The sequence below is a fragment of the Bradyrhizobium sacchari genome, from assembly GCF_002068095.1.
GTDB classification, from domain to species: domain Bacteria; phylum Pseudomonadota; class Alphaproteobacteria; order Rhizobiales; family Xanthobacteraceae; genus Bradyrhizobium; species Bradyrhizobium sacchari.
This window is the reverse complement of the sequence record NZ_LWIG01000001.1, coordinates 669,229-680,955: the sequence shown is the minus strand read 5'-3', so window position 1 is coordinate 680,955 and position 11,727 is coordinate 669,229. Positions and strand designations below refer to the sequence as shown.

12 protein-coding genes are annotated in these 11,727 nt (G+C 65.3%); 1 reads left to right on the top strand and 11 read right to left on the bottom strand.

Annotated features, from left to right (window positions below):
- The 3 genes from A5906_RS43730 to rimP form a co-directional block, all read right to left on the bottom strand.
- A partial coding sequence (locus tag A5906_RS43730) for a DUF448 domain-containing protein (RefSeq protein ID WP_245326569.1) occupies positions 1 to 282 on the bottom strand: 282 nt, incomplete at its 3' end.
- Positions 283 to 305: 23 nt separating this feature from the next.
- On the bottom strand, positions 306 to 1,916 hold the full coding sequence (gene nusA / locus A5906_RS03110) for a transcription termination factor NusA (protein WP_080133769.1): 1,611 nt from the start codon (positions 1,914 to 1,916) through the stop codon (positions 306 to 308).
- 2 nt (positions 1,917 to 1,918) lie between these two features.
- Positions 1,919 to 2,674, bottom strand: a complete 756-nt coding sequence (rimP, locus tag A5906_RS03105) for a ribosome maturation factor RimP (protein WP_080133768.1) — start codon at positions 2,672 to 2,674, stop codon at positions 1,919 to 1,921.
- A 372-nt stretch (positions 2,675 to 3,046) separates the two neighbouring features.
- Here rimP and A5906_RS03100 point away from each other — a divergent pair, with 372 nt between their 5' ends.
- Positions 3,047 to 4,129, top strand: a complete 1,083-nt coding sequence (locus tag A5906_RS03100; protein ID WP_080133767.1) for a DUF2336 domain-containing protein — start codon at positions 3,047 to 3,049, stop codon at positions 4,127 to 4,129.
- Between the two features lie 128 nt (positions 4,130 to 4,257).
- On the opposite strand, the gene trmB is transcribed toward A5906_RS03100, so the two are convergent.
- From trmB to A5906_RS43725, 8 genes are all read right to left on the bottom strand, one after another.
- Positions 4,258 to 4,971, bottom strand: coding sequence for a tRNA (guanosine(46)-N7)-methyltransferase TrmB (gene trmB, locus A5906_RS03095; protein WP_080133766.1), 714 nt, complete (start codon positions 4,969 to 4,971; stop codon positions 4,258 to 4,260).
- Positions 4,968 to 6,125 carry a M20 family metallopeptidase gene (locus A5906_RS03090; protein WP_080133765.1) on the bottom strand — a complete coding sequence of 386 codons (1,158 nt, stop codon included), beginning with the start codon at positions 6,123 to 6,125 and terminating at the stop codon, positions 4,968 to 4,970. The genes trmB and A5906_RS03090 overlap by 4 nt, the downstream gene beginning before the upstream one ends.
- Positions 6,126 to 6,207: 82 nt before the next feature.
- Positions 6,208 to 6,621, bottom strand: a complete 414-nt coding sequence (locus tag A5906_RS03085) for a helix-turn-helix domain-containing protein (protein ID WP_008131807.1) — start codon at positions 6,619 to 6,621, stop codon at positions 6,208 to 6,210.
- Positions 6,622 to 6,842: 221 nt separating this feature from the next.
- Entirely contained in the window at positions 6,843 to 8,456 is a 1,614-nt protein-coding gene (lnt, locus tag A5906_RS03080) for an apolipoprotein N-acyltransferase (protein ID WP_080133764.1), read from the bottom strand.
- Positions 8,453 to 9,571: a hemolysin family protein gene (locus tag A5906_RS03075; protein WP_080133763.1), complete on the bottom strand. Its 1,119-nt coding sequence runs from the start codon at positions 9,569 to 9,571 to the stop codon at positions 8,453 to 8,455. Before A5906_RS03075 ends, lnt begins: the two co-directional genes overlap by 4 nt.
- Before the next feature lies 1 nt (position 9,572).
- Complete coding sequence (ybeY, locus tag A5906_RS03070) at positions 9,573 to 10,061, bottom strand: rRNA maturation RNase YbeY (RefSeq protein WP_430642344.1); 489 nt, start codon at positions 10,059 to 10,061, stop codon at positions 9,573 to 9,575.
- Positions 10,062 to 10,143: 82 nt separating this feature from the next.
- Entirely contained in the window at positions 10,144 to 11,139 is a 996-nt protein-coding gene (locus A5906_RS03065) for a PhoH family protein (RefSeq protein ID WP_130363890.1), read from the bottom strand.
- Positions 11,140 to 11,203: 64 nt separating this feature from the next.
- Positions 11,204 to 11,727, bottom strand: a 524-nt coding sequence (locus A5906_RS43725) for a TRAM domain-containing protein (protein ID WP_245326568.1), incomplete at its 5' end; no start/stop codon positions are given.

Sequence of the window (11,727 nt, the reverse complement as noted above, 5' to 3'; positions counted from 1 at the left end):
GGCGGGAAGCGACTGAGGGGTGCGCAGCTCGCGCTTGAAGGCCTTGCTAAATTGGTGACGCCGCACGGCTTCCGCAACCACCTCGCACGAGGCGGTGACCCACATGCCGCGCCCGGGCAGCTTGCGCTTGAGATCGGGAACTATGTCGCCTTGCGGCGAAACGACGAAGCGGATCAGCTCGTCGATCGGCCGGACCTGCCGGCTGACCGCGCACATCCGCATGGTCGCGGACCTTTCGGTCCGCGGCCCATGGTCGAGTTCGCTGTCAGTGCTGGCGAGCATCCGGGCGACATCCTCCGTCGCCCTTAAGCCGGCTGATCTTCGGTCGCCTCAGCCTCTTCAGCGGGCTTGGCGAGATCGGCCTCGGTGATCCAGCCGGCCTTGACGCGGGCCTGCATGATCATCGCCTCGGCATCGTCACGGGAGATGTCGATACCGTCGAGCGCTCCCGGATATTTGGTCTGCTCGCCGCCTTCCTTGCGCTCGGTCCAGCCGACCAGATCGTCGGTGGCGCAGCCGGCGAGGTCGTCGACAGTCTTGATGTCGTTCTCGCCGAACTTCACCAGCATCTTGGAGGTGACGCCGGGCACGTCCTTGAGGGCGTCCTCGACGCCGAGCTCCTTGCGCCTCGCCTCGAGCTCGGCTTCCTGCTGCTCCAGATATTCGCGGGCGCGGTTCTGGAGTTCCTGCGCGGTCTCCTCGTCGAAGCCTTCGATGCCGGCGAGCTCCTTGACGTCCACCATGGCGAGTTCCTCGACCGAGGTGAAGCCTTCGGACGCCAGCAGCTGGCCGACCACCTCGTCGACGTTGAGCGATTCCATGAAGACGCGGGTGGAGTTCTCGAAGTCGGCCTGGCGGCGCTCCGATTCCTCCTGCTCGGTCAGGATGTCGATGTCCCAGCCAGTGAGCTGCGAGGCCAGACGAACGTTCTGGCCGCGACGGCCGATCGCCAGCGAGAGCTGGTTGTTGGTGTCGGGCACCACGACCTCGATGCGCTCGCGGTCTTCGTCGATGACGACCTTGGAGACTTCGGCCGGGGCCAGCGCGTTGACCACGAAGGTCGCGATATCGGGCGACCACGGGATGATGTCGATCTTCTCGCCCTGCAGCTCGTTCACCACCGCCTGCACGCGCGAGCCGCGCATACCGACGCAGGCGCCGACCGGATCGACCGAGGAATCACGGGAAATCACGCCGATTTTCGCGCGCGAGCCCGGATCGCGGGCGACAGCCTTGATCTCGACAATGCCGTCATAGATCTCGGGCACTTCCTGCGCGAACAGTTTTGCCATGAACTGCGGATGGGTGCGGGAGAGGAAGATCTGCGGGCCGCGCGTCTCGCGGCGGACGTCGAAGATATAGGCGCGGACGCGGTCGCCGTTGCGGAACACTTCGCGCGGCAGCATCTCGTCGCGGCGGATGATGGCTTCACCACGGCCGAGATCGACGATCACGCTGCCATATTCGACGCGCTTGACGACGCCGTTGACGATGTCGCCGATGCGATCCTTGAATTCCTGATACTGCCGGTCGCGCTCGGCCTCGCGCACCTTCTGCACGATGACCTGCTTGGCCGACTGCGCGGCGATGCGGCCATATTCCAGCGGCGGCAGGGTGTCGGCGATGGTGTCGCCTACTTGCGCGCCCGGATTGGCGCGCTGCGCGTCCACCAGCGAGATCTGGTTGGAGTGATTCTCGACCTTGTCGACGACAAGCATGTGCCGCGACAGCCGCAGCTCGCCCTTCTTCGGGTCGATCTCGGCGTGAACGTCAGTCTCGCTGCCGTAGCGGGCCCGCGCGGCCTTGGCGATGGCGTCTTCCATCGCCGCGATGACGATGCCGCGGTCGATCGATTTCTCGCGGGCGACGGCATCGGCGATCTGAAGCAATTCAAGTCGATTGGCGCTGACTGCCATGGCTAGTCTCCTTGGTCAGGCTCGATCTCGCCGCGCCGCGCGCGCTCGGCGGCAAGGCGATGTTTCTTCGTATTGGTCGGGGCCGGCTTCTTTTTCGGCTTGGTGTTCTTGGCGGCTTTTTCGCTGATTTTCGCGTGCGGCGCCTGCGGCGGCGCGAGGCCGAGATCCCGGCGCATCTGGCGCTCTTCGGCCTTGCCGCGGCGCATGGATTCGGCGATCAGCTCGTCGGTCAGCACGAGGCGGGCCTCGCCGATATCCTCCATGGTCAGGAGAACGTCGGCATCGTCGCCCGCCTTGGCGTCGTCGCGATGCAGATGGACGCGGTCACCTTCGACGGCACCGAGCGTGCCGCGGAACCGCTTGCGTCCCTCGTGGGCGACCGCCATCTCGACCTTCACCAGATGGCCGGAATAACGCTCGAAATCGGAGCGCCGCACCAGGGGGCGGTCGATTCCCGGCGAGGAGATCTCCAGCCGGTAGGCGCGGTCGATGGGGTCGGCGACATCGAGCACGGGCGACAGCGCCCGCGAGATCGCCTCGCAATCCTCGAGCTGCATCGAACCGTCCGGCCGTTCGGCCATGATCTGCACGGTACAGCCGGCTTCCCCGGAGATGCGGATCCGCACCAGGCGATAGCCCATGCCCTGGAGCACAGGGACCGCAACCGCGGACACCCGCGCCGCGACGCCCGGCTCGACCACGAGCCTCGGCTCGGCCAGTAGTTCGGCATCCGTGGAACCAGTGTTCGGTTCGGTCATATCGAGGGTCAAGGCGCTCGTTGGTTAACGCTTGGGTTAAGGCTTGGTTAAGACGTCAAAGCCCACTTCGGAACTTTCCCGACAGCGGTCGGGCCGGATCTTCCGCCAACCCGCGTTCAAGTAATAAAAAAGAGCGGGTCCTTTCGGGCCCACTCTCACTACGCGGATCGTATGAGAAGATGAATTGGCGTTGATATAGCCCTTTCCGCCCTCCCGGACAAGGCCCATCGGAGGCGAGGTGAGGCTTTTTGAGGCCGGTTTGCGGCCCGCCGCGCAACGCTTCCTTCATTTCCGAGGCCTAAATTCCCTGATTGTGGGGCGGCTTGGACCTAGGGCGCACCCGCGGCGTGCCCTGTACGAGTTTGCGTTTTCATGACCGTTGCCACGTCGCTCATTCCCGGACTGGACGATATCGTCAAACGCGGCGACCCGCGCCGTCGTGGCGAGATCGCGCGCGCCATCGCCGACCTCTACTTCCAGGATCCCGCGCGGCTCCGTCCCGAACTCATCGATCTCTTCGACAATCTCCTGATCGATCTCGTCCCGCATGCTGAGCTCGCCTCGCGCGTCGATCTCGCCGAGCGCTTCTCGCGTCTGAACAACGCGCCGCGGCATCTGGTCAATCAGCTCGCGCGCGAAAACGAGATCATGGTCGCAGGTCCCGTGCTGCGCCGCTCGCCCGTACTCGATGACGCCGCTCTCGTCGAGATCGCGCGGCTGAAGGGACAGGGGCATCTGCTGGCGATGACCGAACGCCCCGTCTTGCCGGCCATCGTCACCGATGTGCTGGTCGAGCGCGGCGACCGTGATGTCGTGCGCCGCGCCGCGGGCAATGCCGGCGCGGTGTTTTCGCCTGCCAGCTATTCCGAGCTGATCAAGCGCTCCGCGCAGGACGGCGTGCTGACGCTCAAGATTGGTCAGCGCCCCGATCTGTCCGGCGAGCACCTGAAGGAGCTTCTCAACGGCACGCTCGACGTCATCCGCCGCCGCCTCTCCAGCGTGGTCAATCCCGTGCGCCAGGTCGAGATCAAGCGTGCGATGGCGGCGATCGAGGAGGCGGCGCTGCCGCCGGGGCCGCGACGCGATTTCTCGGCTGCCCAGCGCACGGTGCTCACCTTGCATCGCGAAGGCCATCTCGGCGAGAGCGCGCTGCTTGGTTTTGCCAAGGCACACAAATACGAGGAATCGATCGCCTCGCTCTCGGCGATGGCCGGCATCCGCATCCCGATCCTCGACCGCTTGATCGCAGGTGACCGCTACGATCCGATCCTGATCCTCGGCCGCGTGCTCAATCTTGGCTGGCCCACGGTGCGCGCACTGATCCTGCTCTGGTACGGCGCCAATCGCACGCCCGCCGATGCCGACATCGAGGCCGCGCGCATGAACTTCACGCGTCTGATGCCGACGACGGCCGAACGCGTCGTGAATTTCTGGCGCAACCGGCAGACGATCTAGCTCCCCACTTCGTCATTGCGAGCGCAGCGAAGCAATCCAGAATCTCTCCGCGGAAACACTCTGGATTGCTTCGTCTCCCACGACAAAATTGCTTCGCAATCTTGTCGCGGGGCTCCTCGCAATGACGGCTAACCGACCCGCCTGAACCGCAAATAAGCCGCCTTGCGGCCTTCGCGCGCCGCCTTGCGGCCGTAGCGCGTCATGGTGTAGCCGGGCCATGGCTGCCGGAAATCGTCGGCGCGCTCCGCGAGCCACTTGAAATCCGGCGAGCGCGCAAGATGCGACAGCGTCCAGGCGCAGTAATCGTCGATGTCGCAGACGAAGCGGAATTCACCGTTCGGCTTCAGCACGCGCGCCATCGCGGCGATCGTCCTGTCCTGGACGAAGCGCCGCTTCCAGTGCCGTCGCTTCGGCCAGGGATCCGGATGGATCAGGTCGATGCGCGACAGCGAAGCCTTCGGCAGCCAGGCCAGCAGCTCGGCGGCATCGCCGGCGAACAGGCGGATGTTGGCGATGTTGGCGGCCTCGATCTGCGCGAGGATCTTCGCCATGCCGTTGACATAGGGCTCGCAGCCGATGAAGCCGGTCGTGGTGAAATTCTGCGCCTCTGCGGCGAGATGCTCGCCGCCGCCAAAGCCGATCTCGAGCCGCAAATCATCCGCCGCGGGATCGAAGATCTCGCACGCATCCGCCGGCGCATCGCGATCGATGTCGAGCGCAAGATGCGGCAGCAGATGATCGATCAGCTCGGCCTGGTGCTGCCGGAGCTTGTGGCCCTTGCGGCGCCCGAAGAAGGCGCGCTCGCTGTCGTCGCGATCGGGGTCTGACTTGCGCTCGCTCATCGCAGTGTCTGATACAGCCGATAGAGCAGCCGCGCGCGCGGCGCGAGCGAGGAGACGTAGAGCTGCTCATAATGGGTGTGTGCGCCCTTGCCGTCGACGCCGAGCCCGTCGAGCGTAGCCGTGTGGGGCGCGGTGAAGTTGCCGTCCGAGCCGCCGCCGGTATAGGTGTCGATCAGCTCGAAGCCGATCTCGGTGGCGAGCGTCCTGGCGTGCTCGTAGAGCGATGCGCCCGCATTGCCCTTTTCGTACGGAGGACGATTGAGCTCGCCCGTGACCGTGACTGTGACGCCGTCCGTCTTCGATCTCAGCCCGAGGATCCTGCCGACGAATTCGTCCGCGTCAGTGAAGCTCGGAACGCGCAGGTCGATTTCGGCATAGGCTTCTTCCGGCGTTACGTTGGGGCGCGTGCCGCCGCGCACCACACCGACATTGACGGTGACGCCGCGCTTCAGGTCGTTCATTCCCTCTAGCGCGTGGATGATGTTGGCGAGCTCGCGGATGGCGCTGCGGCCGTCTTCGGGCCGCGAACCGGCATGCGCCGGCACGCCCTTGATGAACACCTCGAAGCGTCCGACGCCCTTGCGTCCGGTGACGATCTTGCCGCCGTCGCGCGCCGGCTCCGTCACCAGCACGTATTTGGCCTTGCGTCCTTCCTTCTCGATCAGCGCGCGCGAGGTGGGGCTGCCGATCTCCTCGTCGGAGGTGAACATGTGGGTGATGCCGAGCGGCGAACGCTTGCCATCGGCGCAGAGCGCGGCAAAGGCGTGGTGGGCGATGTAGGCGCCGCCCTTCATGTCGTAGATGCCGGGGCCGAACGCGCTGTCGCCCTCGACCTTGAACGGCAGGCGCTCGATGAAGCCGAGCGGGTGCACGGTGTCGAGGTGGCTCAGCACCAGGATGCCCGGCTGCTCCTGCCCCCATGTCGAGCGGACCAGGAGATGATCGCCGCAACCGTCGACGCCGGCGATGCGCTCGAGCGTGACCGGCAGATCGCGGTGTTGATCCGCGACCAGCGACACGAGTTTGTTGACCTGTTCGGGCGCCTCTGTCGGTGTCTCGATCTCCACCCAGCGCCGGATGCCGTCGAGAATAGTTTGGCTATCGAACCAGTTGGAGTTCGTCATGGGCGCATCTATGCCTTTGAATCGCATCATCCGGGAAGGCGCACGTCAACGCGCGGCCGCAAATGACGACATAGGCCAGATTTGGCGCAGCCTCAAATCGGATTGCGCTGCGTCAGCGCTTGTCGGGGCCTTCGCGGGCGGCGATCTGTTCGACGAGATCGACGATCGAGCGGCGCATCTTCGAATCGGTGATTCGGGTGAACGCCTTGGTCAGAGCGAGGCCTTCGGAGGTCGCGAGGAAGTCCGAGACGTAGGAGGGCGAAGCACCTTCAGCGAAGCCGTCCGGGCCGGCCACACCGCTCGGGCCGCCCTCGAACAGGAACGATACAGGCACCTGGAGAATCTCGGCAATCTGCTGGATGCGGCTCGCGCCGACCCGGTTCGTGCCCTTCTCGTATTTCTGGATCTGCTGGAACGTCAGGCCCAAAGCTTCACCGAGCTTTTCCTGACTCATGCCCAACATGATGCGGCGCATACGCACACGGCTGCCGACATATTTGTCAACAGGGTTGGGCGCTTTCGACATTTCCTCAGCCTCCAAACACCACCTTCAGCGCAATCGACCGGGATGCCTCAGGTGCCAGCAACGTAAAAATCAAACCCTGTTATTGGGAAACATTGCGGAGAAATTTAGCAACGCCCACTGTCTTTCGCAGCGGGTGCAGAATGAGGAACCCGCGTGCAATCTGTCAACCGTGGGACTACGGTTGTCAAAGGATTCCGGCCGCCTCGCTGGCTGCGGCGCAATCAGGGGTGCCGTTTGGCAACACGTCGGCGGACCGCGAGTATCACGCCGAGCGCGACGAGCATGGCTGCGGGCACATCGCCCAGCCGCGCATAGACGGTCGGCGGGATTGCGGCGGGCAGGTTTGCATCCAAAATGCCCTCGATGCCGAGACCGAGGCTTGCGACGGTGCGTCCGACCGGATCGATCACCGCGGAGATGCCGGTATTGGCGGAGCGGATCAGAGGCAATCCGAGCTCGATCGCGCGCATGCGTGCCTGCTCAAGATGCTGGTATGGGCCAGTCGAGATGCCGAACCAGCCGTCGTTGGTGAGGTTCACGATCCAGCCGGGACGTTCGTTGCGTCCAGCTACCTCGCCGGGAAAGATGGCCTCATAGCAGATCAGAGGCAGCGCGGGCGGCGCGCCGGCGACCGGCAGCGCATGCCGCACGCTGCCGGCGATGAAGCCGCCGCGCACACGCGTCAGCTGCTCGAAACCGAGCTTCTCCATCAGCTCCTGATAGGGAAGAAATTCGCCGAAGGGCACCAGATGCAGCTTGTCGTAGACCGCGAGCACGCTGCCGTCATGATCGATCACGTAGATCGAATTGTAGGCGCGCGTGATCGGAGTTCCCCGCGGCAGATCGGGCGCGCGCACTGAACCCGTGATCAGTACCGTGCCCTTCGGCAAAAGCTCGGCGATCTCAGCCATCGCGTCGGCTTCGCGGGTCAGGAAGAACGGAAATGCGGATTCCGGCCAGATCAGGATGGTGGCATCGCGCACGCCGGTCGATTGCGGTCCGGAGGCGCGGTCCGACAATGCGAGGTATTTCTTCATCACCTCCGCCTTGGCGGCGTAGTTGAACTTGGCGTCTTGTTGCAGGTTCGGTTGCATCAGGCGCAGCTTGGCGCCGGCGACCATCGTGGTCGGATGCAGCGACAGGCGGATCGCGCCGAAAACGCTCATGACAATCAGAAGCGCGATTGCCGCGGCCGGCGCGTGCCACGCCAGGCGGCGATCGGGCGTGCGGTCGATCAGCGTCGCCGGGCTCGCAAAGATCGCAACCGTCAGGAAGGTCATGCCCCACAGGCCGATCAGCGAGGCCGTCTGCGCCAGCGGCAGCGGCTCGGACAGCGCATAGCCGAACGCGTTCCAGGGAAAGCCGGTCAGCGCATGGCCGCGCAGCCATTCGGCAACGGTGAGGCTTGCCGCGAGGGCGAGAATGCGCGTGGCGTTCTTGGTCCAGAGCAGGCGCGCCAGCGCAAAGCCGATTGCCGTGAAGATCGAGAGATAGGCCGGCAGGCCGAGCACCGCGAACGGCGTCAGCCAAGCGAAGATATCGGCGTCGACGAAGAAGGCGTAACCGATCCAGTAGAGGCCGGGGACGAAATAGCCGAGCCCGAACCAGTAGCCGGTCAGCGCCGCGGCGGGGACGCCGCCATATCGTCCGGCGCCGGCGCCGTCGATGAGCCAGACCAGCACCGGGAAGCTGACGAACAGCACCGGGAACAGGTTGAATGGCGCCAGCGCCAGCACCGACAGCGCGCCGGCTGCCATGGCGATGACGGCGCGCTTCCATCCCCAGGCGAGGATGATGGCAAGCGCGATCTGCCGAAGTCGCTGCAATGCGCTCACTGCGGGCCGGTTCCGTCGCTCGGCGGCGGGGTCGGCGTGTCATTGGCCGGCGGCGGGTTGCTCTCAGGGGCTGCCTCGCGGCGCCGGCTCTCGCGCTGGGTGCGCAGCGCGGGACGCTCCTTCCGCGTCGAGATGCGCAGCCGCTTGACGCGGCGCGGATCGGCATCGAGCACCTCGACCTCGTAATTGCCGGGGCCCGAGATCACCTCGCCGCGCACCGGCAGGCGTCCGACGAAGCTGACGAGATAGCCGCCGAGCGTCTCGACCTCCTCGCCGGCCTCGCCGGTGACGAAATCCGCTCCGATCACTGTGCGGACGTCGTCGAGGCTGGCGCGCGCATCGGCGATGAAGGCATTGTCGGGCAGGCGCACGATCGAGGGCGGCTCGTCGCTGTCGTGCTCGTCGTCGATCTCGCCGACGATCTGCTCGACGATGTCCTCGATCGAGACCAGTCCGTCACTGCCGCCATATTCGTCGACGACCAGCGCGAGGTGGATGCGCGTGGCCTGCATCTGCGCCAGCAGGTCGATCGCCCGCATCGAGGGCGGCACGTAGAGCAGCTTGCGGATGATGCGCGCGTCCTCGAGCGGCAGCGCCAGATCGACCGCGCGCAGATCGAGCCCGGCGGGCAGCGGCTTCTTGCGCTTGGTCTTGGTGGCCTCCGACACGCGCGCCCTGGCGGTCATGAAGGCGAGCAGGTCGCGGATGTGGACGATGCCGACGGGATCGTCGAGCGTCTCGTTGTAGACGACGAGGCGGGAATGGCCGGCGCTCTCGAAGCGGTCCATCAATTCGCCGAGCGGGATGTCGCGCTTCACCGCGATGATGTCGGCGCGATGCACCATGACGTCGGCGATGCGGCGTTCGTGCAGGCCGAGGATGTTGCGCAGCATGGTGCGCTCGACGGCGGAGAAGCCGGTGTCGTCGGGCGTCGTCGCGTCGAGCACGACCTGCAGATCGTCACGCACCGATCCCGCCTTCCAGCCGAACAGCGTGCGGATGGCGCGCAGCAGCCAGCCTTCGGCGGTCGGACGCAACACCTCGCCTGATGTCACCACCGCCGGCAAATTCGGCGTGTTGCGCGGATTGTCGTGGATTGGTTCGGAATCCGGCATCTCAATGCGTCCCCGTGCGGTCGGCATAGGGATCGGGGATGCCGAGATGAGCGAGGATCTCGGTCTCCAGCGCTTCCATTTCCTCGGCGTCGTCGTCGTTCTCGTGGTCGTAGCCGATCAGGTGCAGGAAGCCGTGCACCGCGAGGTGGCTCAAATGATGATCGAACGGCTTGTGTTCCTCGTCCGCCTCGCGCCGCATGGTCTCGTAGGCGATGGCGATGTCGCCGAGCATGCGCGGCGCATCGCCTTCCTTCCATTCGCCCTCGGGCTGCAGCGCCGGAAACGACAGCACGTTGGTCGGCTTGTCGATGCCGCGCCAGTTGCTGTTGAGGGTGCGGATGCCGGCATCGTCGGTCAGCATCACGGCGACTTCCGCGTCGGCGACATCGTCGTCGACGCTCTCGGCAGCGGCGGCGACCGCGCGCTGGATCACGGCTTCGGAATCGGGCTCGCGCTGCCAGCAATCGGCAACGACGAGGACCTCGGTCATGGGAAGGTTCGGATGTGACATTGTCTTTGTTAGGAACGATCAGGCGCCGCGTTCGCGCCCGTCTGGTCCGGCTGTTGTCCCGTCAGGATTTATCGGCCGCCGGCCGCTGCGGCGAACCTTCATAGGCGGCGACGATCCGCGCCACGAGCTCGTGGCGGATCACGTCCTCGGCTTTGAAATGAACTTGGGCAATGCCTTCGACGCCGCTCAGCAGGCGCGTCGCCTCGGCGAGACCCGAGGTCTGGCCGTTCGGCAAATCGATTTGCGAGGGATCGCCCGTCACGATCATGCGGCTGTTCTCGCCGAGACGGGTCAGGAACATCTTCATCTGCATCGACGTGGTGTTCTGCGCCTCGTCCAGGATGATGGCGGCATTGGTCAGCGTGCGGCCGCGCATGAAGGCGAGCGGGGCGATCTCGATCTCGCCGGTCTGCAGCGCGCGCTCGACGATGCGCGCGTCCATGAGATCATAGAGCGCGTCGTAGATCGGGCGGAGATAAGGATCGACCTTCTCGCGGAGATCGCCGGGCAGAAAGCCGAGCCGCTCGCCGGCTTCCACCGCCGGGCGCGACAGGATGATCTTGTCGACCTCCTTGCGCTCGAACAGTTGCGCGGCATGCGCGACCGCGAGCCAGGTCTTGCCGGTGCCGGCGGGGCCGATGCCGAACACCAGCTCGTGGCGCTTCAGCGCGCGGATGTAGGAGTCCTGCGCAGCGGTGCGGGCGCGCACCGGGCGCTTGCGCAGGTTGATGCTGTCGAAGGTCGATTTGGCCGACTTGGCGTCGAACTCGAACAGCGAACCCTGCGCGATCACGGCGCGGATCGCGCCTTCGACCTCGCCCTGGTCGAGGTCCTGCCCCTTCACGGCCTGCGCGTAGAGCATCTCCAGCACCCGGCGCGCGGCATCGCAGCCGTCCCGCGTGCCGCCGATGGTAATGTGGTTGCCCTTGGAATCGACGACGACGCCGAGCCGCCGTTCGATCTGCGCGAGGTGCTGGCCGTAAGGGCCGACCAGGGCGGAAGCGGCGCGGTTGTCGTCGAAATCGATGACGACCTGGGTCTCGGGCGGAACTTGCATGTCGCGGTCAAATTTGCGGCTGGGAGCGAGAGAAGACGAATCCGATGCGCTTTTTGGCAAGGGTTCAGGCTCCGATGGCTTGCGATAAAGCGGGCTCGTGCGCGGTGCGCGCTGTGGCGAGCTCGCCGAGGAAGCTGTAGCGCTCGAGGCTGTCGATCCTGACAGGCAGGATCTGTCCGATGATGTCGGGCGAGGCCATCACATGGGCAGGCTGGAGGAAGGCGGTGCGGCCGACGATCTGGCCCTCCTTGCGCGCCGGACGTTCGAACAGCACATCGACCGTTGAGCCAATCGCAGCCTTGTTGAAGGCCGATTGCTGGCTGTCGATCAGTTCCTGGAGCCGCTCCAATCGCTGGTCCATCTCGGCGGGGGACACCGTCTCCTGCATGTCCGCGGCCGGCGTTCCCGGCCGGGCGGAGTATTTGAACGAATATGCCGCAGCGTAGCCGATTTGCGTGACAAGCGCGAGAGTGGCGAGAAAATCCTGCTCGCTCTCGCCGGGGAAGCCGACAATGAAATCTGATGAAAAAGCAATATCTTGGCGGGCGGTACGAAAACGGTCGATGACACGCCGATAATCATCGGCGG